The 25,337-nt window shown below is 39.4% G+C and carries 20 protein-coding genes, 1 tRNA gene and 2 pseudogenes; 9 read left to right on the forward strand and 14 right to left on the reverse strand.

What is annotated here, in order from left to right; all coding sequences use genetic code 11:
• Nucleotides 1–7: 7 nt before the first annotated feature.
• The 3 genes from aroA to gyrA all read right to left on the reverse strand — a co-directional run bounded on the left by aroA (nt 8) and on the right by gyrA (nt 5,192).
• Entirely contained in the window at nt 8–1,288 is a 1,281-nt protein-coding gene (gene aroA, locus ACT3S9_RS07865) for a 3-phosphoshikimate 1-carboxyvinyltransferase (protein WP_441835534.1), read from the reverse strand.
• Nucleotides 1,288–2,370, reverse strand: a complete 1,083-nt coding sequence (serC, locus tag ACT3S9_RS07870; protein ID WP_441835533.1) for a 3-phosphoserine/phosphohydroxythreonine transaminase — start codon at nt 2,368–2,370, stop codon at nt 1,288–1,290. The genes aroA and serC overlap by 1 nt, the downstream gene beginning before the upstream one ends.
• Before the next feature lie 110 nt (nt 2,371–2,480).
• Entirely contained in the window at nt 2,481–5,192 is a 2,712-nt protein-coding gene (gene gyrA, locus ACT3S9_RS07875; protein WP_441835532.1) for a DNA topoisomerase (ATP-hydrolyzing) subunit A, read from the reverse strand.
• Between the two features lie 180 nt (nt 5,193–5,372).
• Between gyrA and ubiG the strand changes: the two genes are divergently transcribed.
• The 5 genes from ubiG (at nt 5,373) to yfaE (ending at nt 10,909) form a co-directional block, all read left to right on the forward strand.
• Nucleotides 5,373–6,083, forward strand: coding sequence for a bifunctional 2-polyprenyl-6-hydroxyphenol methylase/3-demethylubiquinol 3-O-methyltransferase UbiG (ubiG, locus tag ACT3S9_RS07880; protein WP_444750878.1), 711 nt, complete (start codon nt 5,373–5,375; stop codon nt 6,081–6,083).
• Complete coding sequence (locus ACT3S9_RS07885) at nt 6,083–6,757, forward strand: HAD family hydrolase (protein ID WP_441835530.1); 675 nt, start codon at nt 6,083–6,085, stop codon at nt 6,755–6,757. Before ubiG ends, ACT3S9_RS07885 begins: the two co-directional genes overlap by 1 nt.
• 398 nt (nt 6,758–7,155) lie before the next feature.
• Nucleotides 7,156–9,441: a class 1a ribonucleoside-diphosphate reductase subunit alpha gene (gene nrdA / locus ACT3S9_RS07890; protein WP_441835529.1), complete on the forward strand. Its 2,286-nt coding sequence runs from the start codon at nt 7,156–7,158 to the stop codon at nt 9,439–9,441.
• A gap of 68 nt (nt 9,442–9,509) precedes the next feature.
• Nucleotides 9,510–10,640, forward strand: a complete 1,131-nt coding sequence (gene nrdB, locus ACT3S9_RS07895; protein ID WP_441835528.1) for a class Ia ribonucleoside-diphosphate reductase subunit beta — start codon at nt 9,510–9,512, stop codon at nt 10,638–10,640.
• Nucleotides 10,640–10,909, forward strand: coding sequence for a class I ribonucleotide reductase maintenance protein YfaE (gene yfaE / locus ACT3S9_RS07900; RefSeq protein WP_441835527.1), 270 nt, complete (start codon nt 10,640–10,642; stop codon nt 10,907–10,909). Before nrdB ends, yfaE begins: the two co-directional genes overlap by 1 nt.
• Nucleotides 10,910–10,922: 13 nt before the next feature.
• On the opposite strand, the gene ACT3S9_RS07905 is transcribed toward yfaE, so the two are convergent.
• Entirely contained in the window at nt 10,923–11,462 is a 540-nt protein-coding gene (locus tag ACT3S9_RS07905) for a DUF7716 domain-containing protein (protein ID WP_441835526.1), read from the reverse strand.
• Nucleotides 11,463–11,564: 102 nt separating this feature from the next.
• Nucleotides 11,565–12,038 (reverse strand): DUF4265 domain-containing protein, encoded by a 474-nt coding sequence (locus tag ACT3S9_RS07910; protein WP_441835525.1) that lies wholly within the window; start codon nt 12,036–12,038, stop codon nt 11,565–11,567.
• 157 nt (nt 12,039–12,195) lie between these two features.
• On the opposite strand from ACT3S9_RS07910, the gene istA reads away from it, so the two are divergent.
• Together istA and istB are read left to right on the forward strand one after the other, a co-directional pair.
• Nucleotides 12,196–13,689: an IS21 family transposase gene (istA, locus tag ACT3S9_RS07915; protein WP_443490040.1), complete on the forward strand. Its 1,494-nt coding sequence runs from the start codon at nt 12,196–12,198 to the stop codon at nt 13,687–13,689.
• Nucleotides 13,682–14,434 carry an IS21-like element helper ATPase IstB gene (istB, locus tag ACT3S9_RS07920; protein ID WP_208835222.1) on the forward strand — a complete coding sequence of 251 codons (753 nt, stop codon included), beginning with the start codon at nt 13,682–13,684 and terminating at the stop codon, nt 14,432–14,434. Before istA ends, istB begins: the two co-directional genes overlap by 8 nt.
• Before the next feature lie 9 nt (nt 14,435–14,443).
• Here the strand turns inward: istB and ACT3S9_RS07925 are convergent, their stop codons facing one another.
• Together ACT3S9_RS07925 and ACT3S9_RS07930 are read right to left on the reverse strand one after the other, a co-directional pair.
• Complete coding sequence (locus tag ACT3S9_RS07925; RefSeq protein ID WP_444750879.1) at nt 14,444–14,998, reverse strand: CbrC family protein; 555 nt, start codon at nt 14,996–14,998, stop codon at nt 14,444–14,446.
• A 681-nt stretch (nt 14,999–15,679) separates the two neighbouring features.
• Nucleotides 15,680–16,339 carry a hypothetical protein gene (locus tag ACT3S9_RS07930; RefSeq protein WP_441994827.1) on the reverse strand — a complete coding sequence of 220 codons (660 nt, stop codon included), beginning with the start codon at nt 16,337–16,339 and terminating at the stop codon, nt 15,680–15,682.
• A 547-nt stretch (nt 16,340–16,886) separates the two neighbouring features.
• Between ACT3S9_RS07930 and ACT3S9_RS07935 the strand changes: the two genes are divergently transcribed.
• On the forward strand, nt 16,887–19,286 hold the full coding sequence (locus ACT3S9_RS07935) for a TonB-dependent receptor (protein ID WP_441993617.1): 2,400 nt from the start codon (nt 16,887–16,889) through the stop codon (nt 19,284–19,286).
• Nucleotides 19,287–19,457: 171 nt separating this feature from the next.
• Here ACT3S9_RS07935 and ACT3S9_RS07940 read toward each other — a convergent pair whose 3' ends face one another.
• The 6 genes and pseudogenes from ACT3S9_RS07940 to ACT3S9_RS07965 all read right to left on the reverse strand — a co-directional run.
• Nucleotides 19,458–20,075, reverse strand: a complete 618-nt coding sequence (locus ACT3S9_RS07940; protein ID WP_441993619.1) for an FKBP-type peptidyl-prolyl cis-trans isomerase — start codon at nt 20,073–20,075, stop codon at nt 19,458–19,460.
• A 74-nt stretch (nt 20,076–20,149) separates the two neighbouring features.
• Nucleotides 20,150–20,551: a hypothetical protein gene (locus ACT3S9_RS07945; protein ID WP_441994825.1), complete on the reverse strand. Its 402-nt coding sequence runs from the start codon at nt 20,549–20,551 to the stop codon at nt 20,150–20,152.
• A 70-nt stretch (nt 20,552–20,621) separates the two neighbouring features.
• Nucleotides 20,622–20,712, reverse strand: a tRNA-Ser gene (locus tag ACT3S9_RS07950).
• 75 nt (nt 20,713–20,787) lie between these two features.
• A complete protein-coding gene (locus ACT3S9_RS07955) occupies nt 20,788–21,165 on the reverse strand; it encodes a hypothetical protein (protein ID WP_441835401.1) in 378 nt (125 codons plus the stop codon).
• Nucleotides 21,166–21,368: 203 nt separating this feature from the next.
• Nucleotides 21,369–21,917, reverse strand: coding sequence for an NAD(P)H nitroreductase (locus ACT3S9_RS07960; protein ID WP_441835386.1), 549 nt, complete (start codon nt 21,915–21,917; stop codon nt 21,369–21,371).
• Between the two features lie 380 nt (nt 21,918–22,297).
• Nucleotides 22,298–23,821: pseudogene (locus ACT3S9_RS07965) on the reverse strand (oxidoreductase); the annotation flags it as partial.
• Nucleotides 23,822–23,829: 8 nt separating this feature from the next.
• On the opposite strand from ACT3S9_RS07965, the gene ACT3S9_RS07970 reads away from it, so the two are divergent.
• A complete protein-coding gene (locus ACT3S9_RS07970; RefSeq protein WP_089367531.1) occupies nt 23,830–24,591 on the forward strand; it encodes an IS5 family transposase in 762 nt (253 codons plus the stop codon).
• Nucleotides 24,592–24,620: 29 nt separating this feature from the next.
• Here ACT3S9_RS07970 and ACT3S9_RS07975 read toward each other — a convergent pair.
• Nucleotides 24,621–25,139, reverse strand: a pseudogene (locus ACT3S9_RS07975) (oxidoreductase); the annotation flags it as partial.
• Nucleotides 25,140–25,337: the final 198 nt, after the last annotated feature.

Raw genomic sequence — 25,337 nt, forward strand, 5'->3', positions numbered from 1 at the left:
CCTATTTTTATACACCGCTGACTGAGCGTAAAACCTTAAAAAAAGTAGGGAAAGTTTTATATGTACACTTAGGGTCGTTGATTGTTATGGGCTTACCCCCGACCGCAACCATGGCAAAACACATCGCTATGCGATGGTCGTCATAAGTATCAATATCTACATCATAAAACGTTGTCGGCGGTGTTATTTCAATAAAGTCTTTACCTTCTATGACTTTTGCGCCCACTTTACGAAGCTCTGTTGCCATAGCGTATAAACGGTCAGTTTCTTTAACACGCCAATTATAAATATTACGTATGGCTGTAGGACCATCAGCAAATAAGGCTACTGTGGCAAGTGTCATAGCAGCATCAGGAATAGCATTGGCATCAATATCAACGCCTTTAAGCTGGCCCTTACGAACGACTAGGCGCTCATCATACCAATCAATCTTGGCCCCGACTTGCTCCATCACTTTGGCAAAGCCGATATCGCCTTGTACGGATTTAGCGCCAACGCCTTTTATTTCAATTTCACCGCCAGCAATAGCAGCTGCTGCAACAAAGTATGATGCGGATGAAGCATCCCCTTCAACCATAATACGATCAACCGCTTGGTACTGTTGTGCGCCTTTAACGTGAAAGGTTTGATAGTCATTATGAGAAACGTTAACACCAAAACGCGCCATTACATCTAACGTAATATCAATATAGGGCTTTGATACTAAGGTGCCTTTTATAGTAATTTGCGTGTCGCCTTTAAATAATGGTGCTGCCATTAATAACGCAGTTAAGAATTGGCTCGAAATACTGCCGTCAATTTCAACTTCACCGCCATTTATTTGCCCACCCACTATTTTAAGTGGAGGATAGTCTTTATGCTTTGTATAAGTAACATCGCCACCAAGCGCTTGTAGGGCATCAACTAAGTGCCCTATCGGACGCTCTTCCATGCGTGGCTCGCCAATAAGTTCATATTCACCTTTTACAGCCGCAAGCACCGCTGTTAATGGACGATATGCTGTACCCGCATTACCTAAAAATAACGACTCTGTAGGCGTTAAAAACTGCCCACCAACACCTTCTACGGTAGCCACAGTTTTATCATCATTAAGACTTACATTGACACCTAATAGCTTTAGAGCATCAAGCATATGACGGATATCATCGCTATCAAGTAAATTTTCAACAACAGTGGTACCTCGTGCCAACGCTGCCAATAATAAAATCCGATTTGATAAACTTTTCGAGCCAGGCAAAGTGACACTACCATTTACTTTTTTAATTGGCTCTAAGCGTAACTGCTCCATTAGTTATGCTCCTTGGCAAATTTCTCCATAAAGTCTACTAATGCTTGCACACCGGCAAGTGGCATAGCGTTATAAATGCTGGCACGCATGCCCCCAACACTTCTATGGCCTTCAAGTGCCATTAACCCCGCATCGTTTGATTGAGCGACAAACTTACTGTTCAAGCTTTCGTCATTTAGCCAAAAAGGCACGTTCATACGCGAGCGGCTATGCTTAGCTACTTTATTAAAATAAAAATCAGAATTATCGATAAAATTATAAAGAAGTTCAGCCTTTGCAATATTTTGTGTTTCCATGGCTTTTACACCACCATTTTGCTCAAGCCATTCGAATACTTCAGCCGCTAAATACCATGCAAATGTGGGTGGCGTATTAAACATACTGCTCTGCTTGGCCTCTAGTGCATAATCTAAAATCCCCGGCCTAGGAAGCCCCTCTCGCGCCAGTAATGTTTTACGCACTATAACGATTGATATGCCCGAAGGGCCTATATTTTTTTGTGCACCGGCATAAATTAAGTCAAATTGATTAACGTCTATTTCGCGCGATAAAATAGTTGACGACATATCTGCGATAATTGGCGCTGTTGGATGGCTCGGTACATCAAAAATTTCTAGTCCATCAATAGTTTCATTGGGACAATAGTGAATGTACGAGGGATCTGCTGGTAACTGCCAGTCAGTCACCGGTTTGATCGAAAATTGACCATTGGCATCGTTACGTATATCGATAGCAGTAATTTGTGTAAACTTATTTGCTTCATCCGTTGCACTTTTTGACCAAACACCGTTTTCGTAGTAAACCGCTGATTTATTTTCCTGATGTAAATTTAATGGTACAGCACTAAATTGACCCCGTCCGCCGCCGTGCATAAATAGTATTTCAAACTCGTCACTAATATTCATTAGGCGACGTAAGCTTGCTTCGCATTTTTCTGTTAGAGCAAGAAATTTTTTACTACGGTGACTTATTTCCATCACCGACACACCTAAACCTTGCCAATCGATAAACTCTTTTTGTGCTTTTTCCATAACTGCCGGTGGCAACATTGCAGGCCCCGCACAAAAGTTATATTTACTCATTACCTTTCCTCATTCCAGTAATTTGATTATCTGATACTAAATTATTTTTATTAATTAGTATTGTTATACTACAAAAAAAAGCGGCCTAAGCCGCTTTTTATTTATTAATGTTATTCAGCTGGAGGGTGATCCCCAGTTTCATCATCAATAATTTCATCGCTTGGTGTATCAGTAATTTCGACGCTTTCGCCCTCAATGGCTAATAGCTCATCAATTTCGATTTCTTCGATACGTTGTAAACCAACGACTTGCTCTTCTTCAATGGTTCTAATTAAGATCACACCTTGAGTATTACGACCAACCGTCGATACTTCATTAACGCGTGTCCTAACTAATGTGCCACGATTAGAGATAATCATGATCTCGTCGTTATCATCTACTTGTACAGCACCAACTACAGCACCATTTCGCTCTGAAACCTTGATTGAGACTACACCTTGAGTTGCACGACTCTTCGATGGGTAATCTTCAAGTAGCGTACGTTTACCATAACCGTTTTCTGTCACAGTTAAAATAGCGCCATCTGTTTTTGGTACAATTAACGATACAACACGTTGCTCGGCAGACATTTTTATACCACGAACACCGGTTGCTGTACGACCCATAGGACGTACACCTTTAAACTTAACTTCAGGGTTGCCTTCATCATCAAGTACCGGGTTGTCATTTTCATCAACAACGGCTGTTTCTTCCGCTTCTTTAAAGCGAACAACTTTACCTGCATCAGTAAATAACATAATTTCGTTGCTGCCATCGGTGATATCTACACCAATTAAGCTATCGCCATCATTTAAATTAACTGCAATAATACCACTGGCACGTTGACGACTGTACGCTGTTAATGGCGTTTTCTTAACCGTACCAAAAGCAGTTGCCATAAAGATGAACTTATTTTCTTCGTACTCGCGTACCGGTAAGATAGCAGTAATACGCTCATCTGCTTCAAGTGGTAACAAGTTAACAATCGGCTTACCGCGGGCTGCACGGCTTGCAAGTGGTAATTGATATACTTTAAGCCAATATAAACGACCCGCTGTAGAGAAGCACAAAATAGTATCGTGCGTGTTTGCAACCAATAAACGTTCGATGAAGTCTTCGTCTTTCATCTTCGTCGCTGATTTACCTTTACCACCACGGCGCTGCGCTTCGTAATCGGACAAGGGCTGATACTTTACGTAACCTTCGTGAGAAAGTGTTACAACCACATTTTCTTCGTTAATTAAATCTTCAAGGCTAATATCGTGGGCTGCGGCACTTATTTCAGTACGACGCTCATCACCATATTGCTCTTTAATCTCGACCAGCTCATCACGGATAACTTCCATTAAGCGCTCAGGCGTTGCCAATATGTAGAGTAACTCGGCGATAAGGTCGAGTAGCGTTTGGTATTCGTTTATAATCTTTTCATGTTCTAGACCAGTAAGCTTATGCAAACGAAGGTCTAAAATTGCTTGGGCTTGCTGCTCAGAGATATAATACATATCATCACGAATACCAAACTCTTCTGCTAGCCAATCTGGGCGCGCAACATTCTCTTCACCTGCTTTTTCAAGCATTGATTTAACATTGCCTAATTCCCACGGACGCGCAGTTAATGCAAGTTTTGCTTCAGCTGGGCTTGGCGAATTACGAATAAGCTCAATGATCGGGTCAATATTAGCCAGTGCAATAGCAAGGCCTTCCAGCGTATGAGCACGGTCACGAGCTTTGCGTAAATCAAAAACGGTACGACGAGTAACCACTTCACGACGGTGAACAATAAACTCTTCAAGCATTTCTTTTAAATTAAAACACTTCGGTTGGTTATTTATTAACGCCACCATATTCATACCAAACACAGTTTGTAACTGAGTTTGTGAATAAAGGTTGTTTAAAATAACTTCGCCTACATCACCACGTTTGATCTCAATAACGATACGCATACCGTCTTTATCTGATTCATCACGAAGTGCGCTAATACCTTCAATTTTCTTATCTTTAACCAGCTCAGCAATCTTTTCGATTAAACGTGCTTTATTAACTTGATAAGGAATTTCGTGAACAATGATAGTTTCGCGATGGGTTTTTTCATCAACTTCAATCTCAGCTCGAGCACGGATATATACTTTACCACGACCCGTTAAATAGGCTTGTTCAATACCTTTTTTACCATTGATAATGCCGGCTGTTGGAAAGTCTGGTCCTGGAATATAGTCAATTAATTCATGAATAGTTAGATCAGGATTCTGAATAAGCGCTAAACAACCATTAATTACCTCAGATAGGTTATGAGGAGGTATATTTGTAGCCATACCTACCGCAATACCTGATGAACCGTTCACTAATAAGTTAGGAACTTTAGTCGGCAGAACATCTGGAATGTGTTCAGTACCATCATAGTTTGGTACAAAATCCACAGTCTCTTTATCAAGATCAGCTAATAACTCATGAGACATTTTCTCCATACGTATTTCGGTATAACGCATTGCCGCTGCTGAGTCACCATCAACTGAACCAAAGTTACCTTGGCCATCAACCAACATATAACGAAGCGAAAATGGCTGTGCCATACGTACAATCGTGTCATACACCGCGCTGTCGCCATGGGGATGGTACTTACCAATTACGTCACCAACCACACGGGCTGATTTTTTGTAAGGTTTATTCCAATCATTATTAAGTTCGTTCATTGCAAACAAAACGCGGCGGTGAACAGGTTTTAAGCCATCACGTACGTCTGGTAATGCACGCCCTACAATTACACTCATTGCATAATCTAAGTAGGAGTTTTTTAACTCATCTTCAATATTGACTGGCAGAATTTCATTGGCGAGATCAGTCATTTGATATCACATTCCTTCAGGATTTACTTACCAAAGTGCCACTATAGTGGCCGCTTAGCAGTATTAGTTATTATTACAACACCATGCTACCACAATTAATTTAGATTTACAGGCGCTAAATCTTTGCGATTTATCAATTTCCCCCTATATAATGGCCTCAGATTGACGAGGAAGCTTTTTATGACCGAACATCAAAATGTAGATAGTGCAGAAATTGCAAAGTTTGAAGCCATCGCTGAGCGTTGGTGGGACCGCGAGGGTGAATTTAAACCCTTACACGAAATTAACCCATTGCGATTAGATTTTGTCGCAAATAAATGTAACGGCTTATTTGATAAGCACACCTTAGATGTTGGCTGTGGCGGCGGAATTTTAAGTGAAAGCATGGCGAAAATGGGGGCTCACGTTACCGGAATTGATATGGGCCAAGAACCTTTATCTATTGCTAAATTACATGCACTTGAAAGCGGCGTTAACGTTGACTATATAAAAATACCGGCCGAGGAATATGCCAACCAACATCCTGCTCGCTTTGACGTAGTAACCTGTATGGAAATGCTTGAACACGTTCCCGATCCAGCTTCAATTATTCATGCTGTGGCTGCACTTGCGAAACCCGGAGCAGATGTGTTTTTTTCAACGTTGAATAAAACTGCAAAAGCGTATTTATTTGCCATTATTGGTGCTGAAAAAGTCTTAAAAATGGTGCCTGATGGCACTCATGACCATAAAAAATTCATTAAGCCTGCGCAGCTAATTCAATGGGCTGAGCAAGCAGGATTAAAGGTACGCGCCAGTGCAGGCTTAACTTATAATCCCCTATCTAAACAGTACGCGCTTAATAGTGATGTCAGCGTTAACTATATTTTACATTTTGAGAAACTTGCCTAATGGTCGGGTTTAAACCACATGATATTGACTATGATGCGTTTATTTTTGATTTAGATGGCACATTACTCGATACCGCAGATGATTTAGGTGCGGCACTTAATGAGGTGCTCAAAAGTGTAAAGATAGCGCCAGTCTCTGCTGAGCAGTATCGTCCTGTGGCCTCTAATGGCGCAAATGCCTTACTTGAACTTGGCTTTGCGGCGCAGTGGCCTGAGATGGACCAGCAAGGGCTTAGGCAACAACTGCTTGAGTATTACGCTGCTAGTATTGCAGTGCATAGCCGCTGTTTTTCAGGTATTGCCCCACTTTTAATTGCTCTTGAGCAGCAACAAATAAAATGGGGGATCATGACTAATAAGCCCGGTTTTTTAACTGAGCCGTTAGTCAAAACCTTTAAAGAACTAGCTAACGTGCAAGCTATAGTTAGTGGCGATACTATTAATATAGCAAAGCCTTCACCGTTACCACTATTACATACCGCAGAATTATTGAATGTTGATCCAACACGCTGCTTATATATTGGCGATGCTGAGCGTGACATTGTTGCAGCTAAAGCTGCCAACATGCACAGTGCAACCGCGCTTTGGGGCTACATACCCAGTATTGATGAGGCTTTAAGCTGGCAAGCCGACTTTAACTGGCAAACACCAATTGACGGATTTAACCATATATAGTGCCTAAAACACGAGTTGATACTATATATAGTGATAAAGATAGTTTTTGAACATTATTTGTTGATAAAAAAAGCAGACAAAATTTATTTTTAAAAGTATGTATATTTGTAGATCTTTAGTTGATTTTTACAAATTTCTTCATCAGTGATTGGTCAAAGGTTAGTGAGCACTAACGTAAATACCTTATCCCAATGTTATCCACAAAAAGAGGAATTTCTATCCCTTGCAAAACAGAGCCGACCACACTATCTTGTGATCTGTAAATTAAAGAACACCAGATATTGTGGCTAAATGTTATTCAACAAGCGCCCTATTATTTAGGGTTCTGAGCAAAAAGAGTTATATAAAATTACTTTGTTATTCAAAGTATAATTTTCCCAAGGAATACAGGCAAAACTATGAACCAACAGCTATCTGTAAGCAAACGTGACGGCCGTAAAGAGTCACTTGATCTGGATAAGATCCATCGCGTCATCGCTTGGGCCGCAGAAGGTCTAAATAATGTGTCTGTCTCACAAGTTGAATTAAAGTCACATATTCAATTTTATGACGGAATTCGTACTGATGATATTCACGAAACCATTATCAAAGCAGCCGCTGATCAGATCTCAAAAGATACGCCTGATTACCAATATTTAGCTGCACGATTAGCTGTATTCCATCTCCGTAAAAAAGCATATGGCCAATTTGAGCCGCCCCGTTTATACGATCACGTTGTAAAATTAGTCGAAGACAAGCGCTATGACGCACATTTACTTGCCGACTACACTGAACAAGAAATTGATGAACTTGATAACTACCTAGATCATGACCGCGATTTAAATTTTAGTTATGCAGCAGTAAAACAGCTTGAAGGTAAATATTTAGTTCAAAACCGTGTTACGGGTAAAATCTATGAAAGCGCCCAATTTTTATATATTTTAGTTGCGGCAAGTTTATTCTCAGATTATCCAAAAGAAACGCGTCTTGATTACATTAAGCGTTTTTATGATGCCGTATCTTTATTTAAAATTTCACTACCTACCCCTATTATGGCTGGGGTACGTACACCTACGCGTCAATTTAGTTCGTGTGTACTAATTGAATGTGGCGATAGCTTAGACTCAATTAATGCGACTTCTTCTGCGATTGTTAAATATGTATCTCAACGCGCGGGGATCGGTATTAACGCAGGACAAATTCGTGCCCTTGGTAGCCCTATACGTAACGGCGAAGCGTACCATACTGGCTGTATTCCTTTTTATAAGCACTTTCAAACAGCTGTAAAAAGCTGTTCACAAGGCGGTGTTCGCGGCGGTGCTGCAACACTTTTCTACCCGCTTTGGCATTTAGAAGTAGAAAACTTACTCGTACTTAAAAATAACCGTGGTGTTGATGATAACCGTGTCCGTCACCTGGATTACGGCGTACAATTTAATAAGCTAATGTATTCACGTTTAATTAAAGACGACTACATCACTTTATTTAGTCCATCAGATGTGCCTGGCCTTTATGATTCATTTTTTGAAGATCAAGCCAAGTTTGATGAGCTGTATGTGAAATATGAACAAGACGAATCAATCCGTAAAAAGCGCATTAAAGCGATTGAATTATTCTCAATGTTTGCCCAAGAGCGTGCAAGTACTGGTCGTATTTACTTACAAAATGTCGACCACTGTAATACTCATAGCCCATTTATATCGACCGTGGCACCTATTCGTCAATCTAACTTATGTTTGGAAATTGCATTACCTACTAAACCGCTCAATAATGTTAACGACGAAGACGGTGAAATTGCACTTTGTACGTTATCAGCCTTTAATTTAGGTGCAATTGAATCACTAGATGAACTAGAAGAGTTAGCAGAGCTTGCAGTACGTGCACTTGATAACTTATTAGATTTCCAGGACTACCCTGTTCCAGCAGCGCATAATGCCACCATGGGTCGTCGTACGCTCGGTATAGGTGTAATTAACTACGCATATTACTTAGCTAAAAATGGTAAGCGTTACTCTGACGGTAGTGCTAATGCGCTAACACATAAAACATTCGAAGCAATTCAATATTACTTAATGAAAGCATCAAATGAACTGGCTAAAGAACGCGGCGCTTGCCCTAAGTTTAACGAAACTACATATTCTCAAGGCATCATGCCAACTGATACTTATAAGCGTGATCTTGACAAGTTTTGTGATGAGCCATTGCATTTAGATTGGGATGCATTACGTGCTAATATTAAAGAGCACGGTATGCGTAACTCGACATTGTCAGCACTGATGCCTTCAGAAACATCATCGCAAATCTCTAACGCGACAAATGGTATTGAGCCACCTCGCGGGCATATCAGCGTTAAAGCCAGTAAAGATGGCATTTTAAAGCAGGTTGTACCTGAGTATGAGCGTTTAAAAGATAATTACGAGTTACTATGGGATATTCCATCAAACGATGGTTACCTACAACTTGTTGGTATTATGCAAAAGTTTGTTGACCAAACAATTTCAGCTAATACTAATTATGATCCAAATAAGTACGAAGGTGGAAGAGTCCCTATGAAGGTGTTATTGCAAGACTTGCTTAGCGCTTATAAGCTAGGAGTCAAAACACTTTATTATCATAATACCCGTGATGGTTCATCTGATTCACAAGATGACCAAGCTCCACAAGTTGAAGATGATGATTGCGCTGGCGGCGCATGCAAGATTTAACTATAAAGTAAAATAACGAAAGCGGGCTTAATGCCCGCTTTGTCCTGACTGTTTTTTGAGTAACCACTATGTCTTATACCACTTTTAGCCGAACACATAATGATCAATTAAAAGAACCGATGTTTTTCGGCCAAACAGTAAACGTGTCACGGTACGATCAGCAAAAGTACCCTATTTTTGAAAAGTTAATTGAAAAGCAATTGTCGTTTTTCTGGCGTCCAGAGGAAGTAGACGTAAGTAAAGACCGACTAGACTTCCAAGCGCTACCGGAACACGAAAAACACATCTTTTTGAGTAACCTTAAATACCAAACACTACTTGATAGTGTACAGGGCCGCTCGCCTAATATTGCTTTGCTTCCTATTGTGTCCATTCCAGAGCTAGAAACATGGATTGAAACTTGGGCATTTAGCGAAACTATTCACAGTCGCTCTTATACGCATATTATTCGTAATGTTACTCAATCACCTGAACTTATTTTTGACGATATCGTTAGTAATGACAAAATCAGTGAACGTGCTGATGCCGTAACAAAATATTACGATGACTTGATAAATCAGGTATCTATTTATAATTTATATGGTGAAGGTAAGCACGTGATCAACGGTGAGACCGTTCACATTAGCTTATTTGAACTTAAAAAATTATTATACCTTGCCATGATGTCGGTAAACATTTTAGAAGCGATTCGCTTTTATGTTAGTTTTGCTTGTTCATTTGCGTTTGCAGAGCGCGAGCTAATGGAAGGTAACGCTAAAATAATCAAATTAATTGCTCGCGATGAAGCTCTACATTTATCAGGTACTCAGCATATTTTAAATATTATGCAAGATGGCAAAGACGACCCTGAAATGGCAATTGTTGCAACACAGTGCCGCGAACAAGCGATCCAAATGTTTGTTGATGCCGCTGAGCAAGAAAAAGAATGGGCAGAATATCTGTTTAAAGATGGCTCAATGATTGGCTTAAATAAAGACATTTTATGTCAGTATGTTGAATATATAACTAATTCTCGTATGAGTGCGGTAGGCCTTCCGCCGCAATTTGAAAATAATAACAACCCTATTCCATGGATCAGCTCGTGGTTAGCATCAGACAACGTACAAGTTGCTCCACAAGAGACTGAAATTAGCTCTTACCTTGTAGGTCAAATAGACTCACAAGTTGATGCTTCTGACTTCGGTGATTTCGATCTCTAATGAGCGACAAAAAACCTGCAAGAGTCCATCTTGCAGATACCAGCCAGTGTATCGATTTTAGCACTGGCTGCAATTCCCTTTTAGATTGTTTAGAGCAACGAAAGCTAACTATTCCATTTCAATGCCGTGAAGGGTATTGCGGCGCCTGTCGTGCTGAGCTATTAAGCGGTGAAGTCAGTTATAATCAAGAACCGTTAGCGTTTGTAAGAGACGGAGAGGTATTACTCTGTTGTTGTAAACCCAACGGTGATATACGTTTAAAGATTTAATTTAGCACTATGATTAGTGATAAAATGGACAAGGTTTGTTTTTTATCATTTCAAAATGATGAACTCGACAAAAAACACTACTTGTAATTGCACCTCGTTGACATGTAGATTTTTTGCATAGCGTATTAGCTCTTTCTGCGCCTAAGCAGTCATAGAAATTTTTATCTATGTTGATTTGATATTCTTCACGTGGAATAGGCTTAAAACCTGAATAAGGTAAAAAGGCATCATAATGGTAATAATATAAAAAAGCTTCGAGTAATAACGCCTCTGTAAACTCGCAATCAAGTGCTTTGGCACTGTGATTAATATCTTCAATAGTATCTGAGTCTAGTGTAGACACTAACTTTTTTTGTAAAGCGATTAGTGGTACGCCCTGACTATCAACCTGATTAGTTTCAAGTTTGTCGTCGTCAATTATTAACCCATTAGTGTGTAAAAGCCATTCTTCATCCTGTGGAAGATATAACCACCCTGCTTCAATTTCGGTACCACCACGCGACAATATATTGATCAGAGGCTCGAATGCCATACTATTATTATATTCAACCATCAGTTCCTCTATTATTATTAATTCGTTAGTCTATTTTTTGACTGGTGAATTTTAAGTAACAAATAAGTTTCGCTTCATACGCTAAAATAACGCAAACATGACTTACCACCAATTTAAGGGCGTTTCGCCATCATCAGCATAAACATTACCGTAATACCATTGTGTATTATTAAATACAGTCATCACATCACTAAAAACAGACTCAATCTTATCAAACCCTGCTGAAGCAGGTACAGTGTATACACAAACACCGTTATTTATACCATCTAAAAAGCCACTTAAAGCCACTAACTTTTGAGTTAAGTAAGGTTCAACTACTGTAATTGAGTCGCTGTATACTTGAATACTTATGTTTCCACCTCGTTTTATTAGTTCAAAGTAGCCATGCTCTAAGTCAATGATATTGATGACATCACCCATCGCGATACCTAAAACTAAAGCAGGTGAAATAGCTAATTTATAATGCCTATTATCAATTGGATAAGCTAACAATGATTCACGAACTTCTTTGGAATCACTCGCATTACCCGCGTAGAGTAATATTTCCTGAGGATTGCCTGTTTCAGTTTTCAGCATAAAGCTCTACTCCTACTACTTTTAAACTATCACTAGGTAAAGTCTAAAGTATAAATAATGTGTGTATTAAGCGACAATTACGGTGGCCGGTCTAGCGACAATTATCTTGGCCGGTTGATCTGATAAGGTTCGGTACAGCAGAACGGAGGAGTTCACTGTGCCGGGAACACGAATCACTGATCAGCAGGTCACTATTTATATGAAACATAGAAAACGTAATAGCCAAGTTATCGCGGCTGCGAAAGCAGGTATTTCAGAACGTTCAGCAAGGCGCATTGATAAACTGGATGAGCAGCCATTGTCTAATAAACGCCAATGGCGAACGCGTATAGATCCACTTGAGTCTATCTGGGACAGTATTGTTGTCCCTCTACTTCAAGGTGATGCAACGTTAACTCCGGTGGGAATTTTTGATCACCTTTGCGAGTTTCACACCGACAAATTTAACCCTAGCTCACGGCGTACATTAGAGCGTCGAATTCATAAATGGCGGGCACTGTATGGCTCAAGTAAAGAGGTCGTATTCCTGCAAACACACGAGTATGGCCTATTAGGTATGTGTGATTTTACACATGTGAAGTCACCCGTTACCATTGCTAGTGAACCCTTAAAGCATATGTTGTTTCATTATCGTATGCCCGCCAGTGGCTGGGCTTACGCCCAAGTGATCTACGGCGGTGAAAGCTTTGCTGCTTTTTCTGATGGCGTGCAAAACGCATTTAAAGCAGCCGGCGGTGTGCCTAAAGAAGTGCGTACAGACAGTCTGAGTGCCGCCTATCGTAATCACACTAATGATAACGATTTTACAGAGCGCTTTAATGAATTAGTCACCCATTATGGCTTTAAAGCGACCCGCAATAACCGCGGTATTGCGCATGAAAATGGGGCTATTGAGAGCCCTCATGGGCATCTTAAATCGCAACTGGAGCAAGCATTAAAAATCCGTGGTAGTTATGACTTTCAGACAAGAGAAGTCTATGAATCGTTTGTTGCCGACATTGTAGCTCGCCGTAATCGCCGTGTAAGTGATAAATACGCAGTAGAGCAGCGACAATTACATGCTTTACCACGGACGATGAGCGTCAATTACACCGAGCATTATCTAACGGTGTCACGTACGAGTACTATTTCATTGAAACGTGTTACCTATAGCGTCCCGTCACGCCTTATTGGTAGCCGATTACTGGTTCGTTTATATGACAACCGTTTAGAGCTGCACTATGGCAGCGATTTAGTTCAAACGTTAGCGCGTGTCTATGCTTCTAAAGGATGCCGTGCACGTAATATTAGTTACTTGCATGTTATTGACGCACTGGTTAAAAAACCATTGGCATTTCGCTACTCACAACTACGTGACGACTTACTTCCAAGCGACAATTACAAAGCTATTTGGGAATACGTTAATGCCCACCTTTTAGCGGATGAAGCGAGCTATTACATGGTAAAACTGCTCCATTTAGCAAAACAAAGTGGGTGCGAACGTCAATTAGGACGATTTGTAGCAGCGTCAATTACTCAGCGACAATTACCGGCCATCCGAGAATGTGAAGCGCAATTTTTAGTGATTGCATCAAACATACCCACAATAACAATAAAGCAACACAGCTTGAGCGCTTATAGCAGCATGATACCGGGAGGTCTACATGGATAACTTCACGGCCTCGTTACCTTTAATGCTGAAACAATTAAAGCTTAGCACCATGCTTCAACAGTGGAATACCCTGGGCAAAAAAGCGATAGAAGAACAATGGAGCCCACAGCAATACTTATCTGAGCTGTGCCATATTGAACTTGCGACACGCGATGATAAACGCCTTCAGCGGCTTTTAAAAGATGCAAAATTGCCCGTGGGTAAACACCTTAGCAGCTTCGACTTTACCCTTGTTGATGGGGTTAGTAAGCCCCTTGTTGCTGATTTAATAAATCAGCCGGATTGGTTGAAGCACGGTGGCAATATATTGCTATTTGGCGCCAGTGGTCTTGGTAAAACGCATATCGCCAGTAGTATCGGTTATGGCCTTATCGAGCAGGGCCATAAAGTTAAGTTTGTTGCCGCGTCAGCGATTGTTCAACAACTCCAGCAAGCAAAGCGACATTTACGCTTGCAAGACGAACTTGTAAAGCTCGATAAATACAGCTTATTAATCGTTGATGACGTTGGTTACGTACGAAAAACGGAACAGGAAACGAGCGTGCTGTTTGAATTGATAGCCCATCGCTATGAGCGACACAGCATGATCATCACATCAAACAAATCATTCGAACAATGGGATGAACTATTTGATGATTCAACGATGACTGTAGCGGCAATAGATCGCTTGGTTCATCATGCAACGATTATTCATTGCGAAGGTGAAAGTTACCGACGCAAAACAGCGCTCAATAAGAGCAAATAAAATTCGGTGTCAACCGGCCAAGATAATTGACGCGGAACCGGCCAAGTTAATTGACGCTAGATAGTGTGAACATTCAGTGCATTTAAATTTATAGATTGCAGGATTACCACCTTCCTCATACACCGATAACATACTTTGCCATTGCTCTAATTTGAACCTATTTTCATTTAAAAATTGCGTTAATTTTATACCACTAAGCTCAGCTAATTCTTTTTTTGATGCATCGCCATGAAATTCACAAGCTGTTGAGCAATGAGATTGCCACTGTTCCTGTTGCCATGAATGATAACCAGGAGTTCTATCGCAAACCTCATCAATAACCTCTTCTACGACACCTGCTTGGAGTAAAAAGAAATCATCTGAGAACATCCCCTCAAATTTAGCGGCGGCTGAACCATCAGCAATACACCAAGGGCAAATAAAACTTACCTCTTCTTTGGTGTAAAATGATGCTGTATAAATATAACCTGAGGCTTGCTGACAACATTCACACTCTTCATCACTTTGAACAATGGCACCTGTTGAAATAGGGTTTGGGTGATATTTAAATATTGGTAAAACCACTTTTACTCCTTATAAAGTCTAATCATTAATATTTAAATTAATCTGCACGGCATCTAGCAACGTTTGAATTTTTGCTATATGACCACGTTTTGAATCATTACAGTTAACCGTACGATGTTAATGTTAGCTATCTCATAATCACTAAGCCCACCGGATAACTAAACAAAACTTTTGTCTTTTCGTAACTGCCCATATTATCGATGAGCTTAATGAACAAGACTCAGTATGAAACTACTTCTGATGTATCTACATCAAACAATGAGCCTGGATTTAGTAAGGATTCAAAGTATTGTTCTGAAATTTTATCAATCTAATAATTAGAGCTGAATAAAATAGCGTAATTGAGATTGACTAAATTGATAATGAAACGCTTCAATTAACTTAAATTTGCTCAATGGCTTATTCAATAACTTAACTAGTTTTTTGTTTGATCACGAGAGATACGATACATAAAAATTAGTTAGCGGGTTAATTTGCTGTGTTTGGTAGAAACATTGGCCAAAAAACCATAACTAAAACTGACAACACCGACTTTCATATTTTTATACTTTTATATAACGATAATTTTCAAAGGGCTACGTTTAAATATGCTACGTACTAAAGGATTATACATCATTAAACTAGGCTAACTAGTTAACAATTTCAATGGTTATAAGCTAGTATTAATTCATTAATGTAAAATCATTCATAGTAGTATGATTTTACCCAACTATATTTTCGGTTGTGTTTTTCACACCATGTAGAAAAGTCGAAATCAAAGCAACCTGATTCCCACATAATATAATCTCTATATAGTTGGCAGTAATAGCTATGTTCATTAATCAGATCTTTATGTAGAACTTGACTGTTTGCATCGAAAAAATCACTAGACTCATTAATTAATGAAGTAACGTATGCAATATCTCCAATCATAAAGTCTGGCAAGTGGTGGGCACCATAATATAAGTCATAAACATAATCAGCACCGAGTAGGCTTTTTACTGTCGTGTTATCAGGTTCTGATATCAAAGCAGTTTTTAATAAGTCTCGGTTAGATATATCTCCTAACTCTTTATATATTTCTCTAGAAAAACCACCTTCATTCGCTTGTACGAGGTAAACAATATCTTTTACTGAGTTATTCCTAATCCCCTCAACTAAGATAGGTAAAATGCACTTGACAAAAATAGGATATTGCAACTGGTTATTAATGCCTTTGTTTAGCTCTAACTTACACAACGAATATAAAAAATCATTGAAATAACCCACATCGTACATATTGATTATATTAACTACACTTGTTAAAGCCTTATTTGCTTGTTTTTTAAGCCCTTTTCTTTTAAATCTATATACGTTAGCCATTGGCTTTTAATCTCTTTCGGTATTTTCATATCTGTCACTTCTTAAAACTTTCACTCTATAATAAACAACCGAGATTTAATCATTCATACTTACAAAATTCGAGTCTATAAACATCAAACTATTACCTAGTAATTCTCGCTTAAAATTAGGTCCCTTAAACTAGGTAACTAAGTAAAGAATAACATGTATTCAATTTCTTAACATAAGTGTGAGACTTATCAATAGCATGCCTTATCTTAACTTAAGCATCATAAAAGAATAAGCAAATGTCCAATAAAACTCAGGACCAATTAACGTTCACTTTAATTAGTGCTTAAAAGTAGCAGTCGTTAACATTTGTGTGTAGTCATGTTTGGTATAAAGAAGTACTTCAAGCGTGCGATTATTTAATCGTTCAGTTGCCATCTAAAACTCATACCTTGGCCATAAGTTGAATAAGCACAACACTACACATAAGCCTAAAGCTATACTATAACGTTGTTGCTTAGCGCCTACCCTAGTGTTATATTATATCACAACATTAACAAGCCAAAATGTAGTAATGATAATGAAGCAATATTCTATGATTTCTGCGGCCGTTGCCGCGGCCTTATTCTCTCACAACGCATTCGCCGCAGTTGTAAACGGGCAAGTTACCGATAATAACAACCAGCCTATTGCTGATGCCGATGTACACGTTCATGGTAAAACAAAAAGCGTAAAAACAGATGACCAAGGTTACTTTAATATTGATATTGATAATAAAGGCCAATTACACATCAGTAAAAGCAACTACATTGATGAGCGTGTTGCTATTAATGATGCCGATCAGACCGTTAATGTAAGCTTAACACCTACATCAGTTGAAACTGTTGTGGTATATGCCTCTGGACTTCACAAAAATAGTTTAGAGATGATTTCACCCGTCAATGTATTATCAGGTGATGAACTTAAAAACCAATCAAAACCAACACTGGGTGAAACTTTAAAAGGCTTGCCAGGCGTGAATTCAAGCTACTTTGGCCCAGTTTCATCAAGCCCTATTATTCGTGGTCTTAGTGGTCCTCGCGTAAAAATAACCCAAAATGGCTTAGACAGCAGCGATGCTTCAAGGATTGGTCCTGACCATGCAACCTCAAACGACACGTTAGCAGCAGAACAAGTTGAAGTGTTACGTGGGCCTGCAACTTTATTATATGGTTCTGGTGCTATCGGTGGTGTTGTAAATGTTGTTGATAACCGTATCCCAACTGATAATATCGAGAGCCTTACCGGTGCGGCACAATATAATCATGATACAGTTTCTAATGCCAACACCTATGCTGCAAAGCTCGAAACAGGTCATGATAACTTTAATTTTCATTTTGATGGTACTAAACGTAAAGGTGATGATTACGATACACCTGACTTTCAACTACCCGCAGAAGATGGCGAAGAGCCTGAACTAGCTTCTTCGGTAGAGAACACATTCATTGATAGCGAAACAGTCAACTTTGGTACGAGCTATGTAGGAGAGCACTTTACCATTGGTGCTTCATACGGACGTATTGAAACTGACTACGGCATTCCAGCGCATGAGCATCACCATGCTCATGAAGAACACCATGATCATGAAGAAGACCATAACCATGAAGAAGACCATAACCATCAAGATGAAGAAGAAGCTGTCTACGCGAAAGTAGAACAGGATCGCTGGCAAGGACTAATGAGCTACTCTTTACACAACAATTGGATTGAAAGTATTAACCTACGTTTAGGCTATACAGATTACCAGCATGCTGAAATTGAAGATGGCGCCATCGGTACTATTTTCAAAAATGAAACCACTGAAGCGCGAGTCAATATCGAACATAAATTAAGTGATTGGCATGGTATGGTTGGCTATCATTATAGTGAATCTGACTACGATGCAGATGGTGAAGAAGCATTTACCCCAGCAAGCAAAACAACCACTCATGCGCTATTTATTCTAGAAGAGCGCCAGTTTGGTGATGTTACAGTAGAGCTGGGTGGCCGAATAGAAGATTACGAAATTAAAAGTTCAATTACAGCATCTGATCACGATCATGAGCACGAGCACGAGCACGAAGAAGAAGAGCACGAAACGAGCGCAACGCAATACAACCAAAGCTTTACCAACTTAAGCCTTTCTGCTGGTGCAATTTGGCAGTACAAACCGGGCTATAGCATGGCATTAAGTGCTTCGCACTCTGAACGCGCCCCACTCTCAGCTGAACTTCTATCAAATGGCTTACATATAGCTACTGGTACTTATGAGCTTGGTCTTGGTTACGAGATTGAAAACGGTGAAATTCATTTTGAACCAGAAGATATCAAGCAAGAAAAATCAACAAACCTTGATTTAAGCTTTAGACGTTTTGTTGGTGACTTTGGTTATAACATTAATTTTTTCTATAACGACATTGAAAACTTCTATTTCCAACAAAATACAGGCCTTGTTTATGACGAAGAAGTGGGCTTAGAAACAGCTGCAGAAGGTCATGAAGGTGATTCACCTGTTTATCAATTTGTAAGTAGCGATGTAGAGCTATATGGAATCGAGTTTGATGCACATTATCAAATTAACCCTAATGCAATGGTAAAAGTGTTTGGTGATTCTACAACCGCAAAGTTATCAGATGAAGATGATGCTAATCTACCTCGTATTCCTGCAAACAAATTAGGCTCAGAATTGCAATACTCAATTTCTGATTGGCAGTTTAGCCTGACAGGTACTCATTACTTCGAGCAAAATGATATTACAGCCTATGAAACAGCTACGGAGTCATATACGTTATTTGATGCTAGTGCAAATTATCAGCTTGATTTAGGTCAAGTTGATACGCAAGTGTATTTAAAAATTGAAAACTTTACTGATGAATTAGGTTTTGTACATAGCTCATTTATTAAAGAAAAAGCACCTTTACCAGGGCGTAACTTCAGCTTTGGTATTCGTGGATACTTTTAATTAGCTTTAAAGCCTATTAATTATCGTTAATAGCGGCTTCCCTACTTGCCGTTATTAGCGATTAAACAGCACACACAAAAAAGCCACACTCAATATTATCGAGTGTGGCTTTTTATTATTCACCTTTATATTACCTAAGGAAACCTCAGGTAATGGCGAATAGATATCTAATTAAAGAATAGCGTGTAGCTCAACATCAAATATTAGCGTTGAGAATGGTGCAATGGCAGCACCTGCACCACGTTCACCATAAGCAAGGTCATGAGGAACATAGACACGCCATTTTGTGCCTTCAGGCATCATTTGTAATGCTTCAGTCCAACCTTTGATCACGCCGCCTACTGGGAATTCAGCAGGTTGACCGCGCTCGTATGAACTATCAAAAACAGTACCATTAATAAGCGTTCCATGGTAATCAACACGTACTGTTGACTCTGCTGTTGGTTTTTCGCCTTCACCTGTTGTTATTACTTCATATTGAAGTCCAGATTCAGTTACTGTTATTTCAGGACGTTTTGCATTTTCTTCTAAAAATGCAATGCCTTCAGCTGAAAGTACTTTTGCTTCTTCTTCACGACGTGCTTGAATTTCAGTGTTAATTTTTTCAAATGCCGCTTGAATTTCAGGGATCTCCACTTGGAAATCATTACCTGTATAAGCATCTTTCATGCCTTCAAATACTGAATTAAGGTTTAAACCTTCAAAAGGGTTTGCTTTAAGTTGCTCGCCCATTTGTAAACCAATACCATAACTTGCTTTTTCAGCACCTGTACTAAAATTATCTGACATAATGTGTTTTTCACGTTTTGTTAGTTAAAAGACCCGCGTATGCTAACATAAAAAGAATCGCCTTTGGGCTCAGTTTAGCGCTTTTCAGGTGAGTTTTTCTCTGCACGGCGCTTTAAAAAAGCGACTAATAATGTTAGCAAAGGTAAACTAATACAAATAACAGCGATAAGCTCGCTTGCCAATAGCGCAGCGGCACCAACAAATATAAGCGGCACCACAATCAAGCCAACGCAAGCAATAAATAAAGCAGCTATGACAGGGAAGTGTTTATCATATTTAGTGATCAAATGCGCTGTTAAAACATTAAAGCCAAGGCAATAAATAATAGCGGTGAGCAATGCATTATCAGGTTCAGCATCTAATGCCATTTTTACTAATAAATTAATGGCGCTATGAAAGCAGTAGCTAAACACAGTCCAAAGTAAAATATGTTTGATTATACGTTGTGGTTTAGACAAAGGGCGTGAAGTATTCATATTAGTACTTTCCAATAAAGAACTGTTCCATAAAGCAAAAAACCGCCAATAAGGCGGTTTCTTTAAATGATGGTGGAGAGATAGGGATTTGAACCCTAGAGGGGCTATAAACCCCTGCCGGTTTTCAAGACCGGTGCATTCGGCCACTCTGCCATCTCTCCGTACGGCGCGAATGATAGTGTTTAAGGAAGTTGTTGTAAACCCCTAAAAGACAATTAAGATAAAATTGCTGATTATTAGTAATATTGCTTAGGTCTTTTAGCTATCCATGAGCAAATCAAACAAACTAATAAACTAAATGTAGTAAAACTGATTGCTTGAAAGATCACATCAAACTTATTTAAATCATCGCTTGGTATAATAACCAATACAAATGCTGGTAGTACACTAACTAAAGAAACATAAAGACATACCTTAAATGCACGACCAAAATCAAAGCGTTTTGTACGCTGCATCCACAAAGTAAGTAATCCCAGTACACCAAACGCTGATATCGCAATAAAGTGTGGTGTTTTAGTACTCATAGCAATATAGAGTGTAATCACAGCACCGACCATGCCCCATAATGACCATGCCCACCACTTCTCTTTTTCTTGTAAAAATAAATTGCCCATCATTCTCGTCTTCTTTATCGTTTTTTTTATAAGACTTCCCATACACTAACAAAAAACAACCGATTAAAAAACAAACTGAAGAAGAATTATTTACCACTGCATCCTAGCGCTTCTTACAGCATTAAGCGTTAACTTATAAAAAATAACACTGCCAACCTTAATGCCGTCTGACTACTGAAAAGCTCAATAGTTCACTATTGTGATCACAAAGAGGTAAAAAAGTCACCGACTTGATGACGAGTGGGTTTAGTGCAATCAACCACCGCTGTGCCAAGATATAAATAGCCGACTATTTCATCACATTCAGCCAAGCCAAGCGCCGCTTTAACTCCACTACTTTGAGCAAAGTAGCCGGTACGCCAAATACCATCAAGGCCTTGTGCAAAAGCGGCCTGTTGCATCGTCAGTACGCTGCAACCAGCGCTTTGTACTTGCTCTATACGCGGTACTTTTGGATGTTCTTGGTATTTAGCTATCGCGATAATGACCATAGGTGCTCTATGTGGCAAGTCTTTAGCCCGATTTATCACTTTTTCAGGCTGTTGCTCATCAACCGCGCTTTGATAAAAAATTTCACCAAGGCGATCACGACCTTCATCTTCAACAATAATAAACTGCCAAGGAGATAAACCACCATGATCGGGGACTTTTAAAGCAGCTTGTTTAATAATGGCTAATTGCTCCTCACTTGGACCAGGAAAAGAAAGCTTAGCTGTGGATTGACGGGTTAATAAAAGCTCGATAGCGTCCATAAAATTACTCTGAAGAAAAAACATTAGCATAACATCAATTATAAACGGTAGAAATCGTCGCTTAAAAAGGCAAGATTAATTTTGATACGAAACGCTAGCAATAGAAAAAATAACAGCCTGAAAAGATTATTATTGCTTTCATACACGCATTTAGCTGATGTAAATTGTATCTAAACAACAAGCATGTTTGCTTGATGAGCTTTAGAGGCGAACCTATAGGCATATAGTTCGTCACCTATAAGCTGCCCATACGTTACTCATCATTTATTTCTATTCATTAAACCAACTTTTAGTATTCAATAACTTACCCAAGCCTTTTAGAAGGCATAAGAAACGAGCCTCAACCTAGGCTAAGCTGATTAATTTAATAAATAGTTGCATTATATTGCTCTTGCGACTTGTAATGCTTCAAATATGGCTCGCTTAGCGTCAATAGCTGAAGCAAGCTTTGCACCACCTATAACGTATACGTTTGCTTTTCCTTGACTTGAAGCGATGATTTCATCGTTTGAAACTTGCCCAATACAGGCAATGACGGTATCAACGTTAAGTACTTTATGTTCGCCCGCTATTTTAATGGTTAAACCATTGTTATCAAATGACAAATATTCGCATTCAGCTATTTGGTTTACACCATGTTGCTTTGCAATTCGTCTATGTATCCAGCCGGTTGTTTTACCTAAACCACCACCAAAACGCCCTGCACTTCGTTTTAGCATATAGATTGTTCGAGGGTCTTTAACAGGGTTAGCTGGCTGCTCAATGCCCCATTGGGTTTTAAATTGTTCGATGGATTGGTTTTTATGTTCAGTTAGATAAGCCACCATATCAAAGCCAATCCCGCCAGCTCCCAGTATAGCGATTGATTGCCCAAGCTCAACGTCACCCCGAATAACCTCATCATAAGCCAATACCCGTTTGCCGTCAGAGCAAGCTATATTCGCTTCTCGAGGACGCACACCACTTGCAAAAACAACATCATTAAAATGACTTAACATATCATCTTGATAAGCTTTACCAAGCTCAACGGTGACTCCTAGACGTTTTAATTCATTCGTGTAATAAAGTAAAGTATGAATAAAATCTTCTTTACCCGGAATTTGCATAGCAAGATTAAACTGCCCCCCCATTTGCATCTTTTTATCTATCAAGGTTACTTTATGACCTTTTTGTGCAAGATAGCAACTTGCTGAAAGCCCCGCAGGACCGGCGCCCACCACTAATACACTTTTAGTTTTATGCGCTTGTTCAAGCGGATAATCAAGCTCATAACCTGCTTGCGGATTCACCAAACAAGTAGCTCTTTTGCCTTTAAATACATGATCTAAACAACCTTGGTTACAACCAATACAAATATTAATTTGTTCAAATTGCTTAGCTTTATATTTATTAAAAAAGTCAGGATCAGCTAATAATGGTCGCGCCATTGAAATCAAATCAGCTTCTTCATCAGCTAAAATTTGATTAGCAATATCGGGTGTATTGATCCGATTAACCGCGATAACTGGCACATTAATCACTGACTTTAGTCGCTTTGATGCTTCTTTATAAGCACCCGGCGGCACCATACTTGCGATAGTTGGTATTCGGGCTTCATGCCAGCCGATGCCGGTGTTGAATATATCAACTCCTGCTTGCTCAAGTGTCTTTGCCTGAATAGTAACGTCATCAGGAGTTGAGCCATCTGGAATTAAATCAATAACAGATAAGCGAAATATAATTAAAAACTCTTTACTGACTTTAGCTCTAACGGCTTTAACTATTTCAACCGCTAGACGCATACGGTTTTCTAAACTGCCACCAAACTCATCATTACGCTTATTAGGGCGTGTTGATCTTTGTGGTATGAAAAACAAACAGCATGAAGATAAGGTATAATTGAATTCGCCAGAAAACTTTACACCGAACCTACATGCCAAGATTAATGTTAACAGACGGGACATGGAATGTCTTATCAAAAGTAATGTACTTAAGTGGTCGAATTTATAATAAGCCCAACCATAGAAAAACGCTCGAAGGCATACTGTATAAGATGCGCACAGGTATTCCATGGCGAGATTTACCTTCTGATTTTGGCCGTTGGAGTGCTATCTACAGACGGTTTAATTTATGGTCCAAAAAAGGGATTTTGAATGAACTGTTTCGCGCATTATCTCGTGATGCGGACATGGATTGGGTCTTCATTGATGGCAGTATTGTCAGGGCTCATCAACATAGTTGCGGTGCAAGAACTGCTGACAATGAATCAATTGGAAAGAGCCGAGGTGGAAATTCTACGAAAATTCATCTTGCAGTCGATAGCGGAGGGTTGCCTGTTTATTATGAATTATCCTGTGGGAATACGCATGATATCGTCCATGCAGAGTCACTCGTAGCTAATTGCCCAACAAGTAATATGGTTGTCGCAGATAAAGGCTACGACAGTGAAAAACTGAGAGCGTTTGTTCGTGATAATAACGCTACACCCGTTATTCCACGTAAGGGCAACAGTTTAGTAGGCAATGAAGATATTGACTGGTGCATGTACAAATATCGGCACTTGGTTGAGAATGCATTTGGCCGTATTAAGCAATATAGAGGGATAGCCACGCGGTATGAAAAGCTTGAACGAAATTATCATTCAATGCTCGCTTTAGCATTTACTATGATGTGGCTACCAATGTGGGCTGATTGATATATGTACTACAAAGATCAACAGCCCCTAGTATACCCCGCCATAAACTCGTTAATTAAATACCCTTCGGAGCCCATTATCTCAACTCCATCGTAACCGGCTTTTTGTGCCATGCGAGCTGAGTGAGCAAAGTCTTTTATCGTTTTTTTAATACTTGAAAGTGACATCGCTTTTGGCTTATAGGGGTTAATAGGCGCTTTAATGGCACTTGGTGCTTGATTAAATGGGTGATACGCATAACGTCCAGCATGCAATAGTTGCAAGCAAATTTTCCCCCCATGTTGATGCACTACATCAGTGTAAGCCCGATGTTTAAAAACATCGTAATAGTTATTAAACGAAGAAGAAATCGGGGTGAGTTTACCGCGTAAATTAGGACTGTAGCCTCCGGTTATAATCATTCCAGTGCCGCCTTTTGCGCGGGCATCATAAAATGCACGTAAGCGTTTTCGATTATGCCAGCCTTCTTCAAGTCCGGTATGCATTGAGCCCATCACTAAGCGGTTACGTAATTGTGTGTGTTTTAATTCTAATTGTTGTTCTAACATCCTCTGCCCCAACTAACTGGTCTAACCTCTATACATTAGCGAATTTTGCTTGATTGGCAAGTAATAAGCAATAAAAGCCCTGGTAATTTATAATTAAAGTGCAAAATCACCACACAATAAAGTATATAAATACTTAGTTACGATTTAACAGTTAAGTTTTTTTTTATTCTAAGCTACTATGAATACAATGTTTAGGTA

The sequence above is a fragment of the Pseudoalteromonas sp. AOP31-A2-14 genome (genome assembly GCF_052378035.1).
GTDB lineage: Bacteria > Pseudomonadota > Gammaproteobacteria > Enterobacterales > Alteromonadaceae > Pseudoalteromonas.

Coding starts and splice junctions, on each gene's coding strand:
- ACT3S9_RS07945 (WP_441994825.1), bottom strand. CDS start 20,551: ATGAATACTTCACGCCCTTTGTCTAAACCACAACGTATAATCAAACAT.
- ACT3S9_RS07940 (WP_441993619.1), bottom strand. CDS start 20,075: ATGTCAGATAATTTTAGTACAGGTGCTGAAAAAGCAAGTTATGGTATT.
- ACT3S9_RS07905 (WP_441835526.1), bottom strand. CDS start 11,462: ATGGTTGAATATAATAATAGTATGGCATTCGAGCCTCTGATCAATATA.
- nrdB (WP_441835528.1), top strand. CDS start 9,510: ATGTCTTATACCACTTTTAGCCGAACACATAATGATCAATTAAAAGAA.
- yfaE (WP_441835527.1), top strand. CDS start 10,640: ATGAGCGACAAAAAACCTGCAAGAGTCCATCTTGCAGATACCAGCCAG.
- istB (WP_208835222.1), top strand. CDS start 13,682: ATGGATAACTTCACGGCCTCGTTACCTTTAATGCTGAAACAATTAAAG.
- nrdA (WP_441835529.1), top strand. CDS start 7,156: ATGAACCAACAGCTATCTGTAAGCAAACGTGACGGCCGTAAAGAGTCA.
- aroA (WP_441835534.1), bottom strand. CDS start 1,288: ATGGAGCAGTTACGCTTAGAGCCAATTAAAAAAGTAAATGGTAGTGTC.
- serC (WP_441835533.1), bottom strand. CDS start 2,370: ATGAGTAAATATAACTTTTGTGCGGGGCCTGCAATGTTGCCACCGGCA.
- ACT3S9_RS07885 (WP_441835530.1), top strand. CDS start 6,083: ATGGTCGGGTTTAAACCACATGATATTGACTATGATGCGTTTATTTTT.
- ACT3S9_RS07935 (WP_441993617.1), top strand. CDS start 16,887: ATGAAGCAATATTCTATGATTTCTGCGGCCGTTGCCGCGGCCTTATTC.
- ACT3S9_RS07960 (WP_441835386.1), bottom strand. CDS start 21,917: ATGGACGCTATCGAGCTTTTATTAACCCGTCAATCCACAGCTAAGCTT.
- ACT3S9_RS07970 (WP_089367531.1), top strand. CDS start 23,830: ATGCCAAGATTAATGTTAACAGACGGGACATGGAATGTCTTATCAAAA.
- ACT3S9_RS07910 (WP_441835525.1), bottom strand. CDS start 12,038: ATGCTGAAAACTGAAACAGGCAATCCTCAGGAAATATTACTCTACGCG.
- gyrA (WP_441835532.1), bottom strand. CDS start 5,192: ATGACTGATCTCGCCAATGAAATTCTGCCAGTCAATATTGAAGATGAG.
- ubiG (WP_444750878.1), top strand. CDS start 5,373: ATGACCGAACATCAAAATGTAGATAGTGCAGAAATTGCAAAGTTTGAA.
- ACT3S9_RS07930 (WP_441994827.1), bottom strand. CDS start 16,339: ATGGCTAACGTATATAGATTTAAAAGAAAAGGGCTTAAAAAACAAGCA.
- ACT3S9_RS07955 (WP_441835401.1), bottom strand. CDS start 21,165: ATGGGCAATTTATTTTTACAAGAAAAAGAGAAGTGGTGGGCATGGTCA.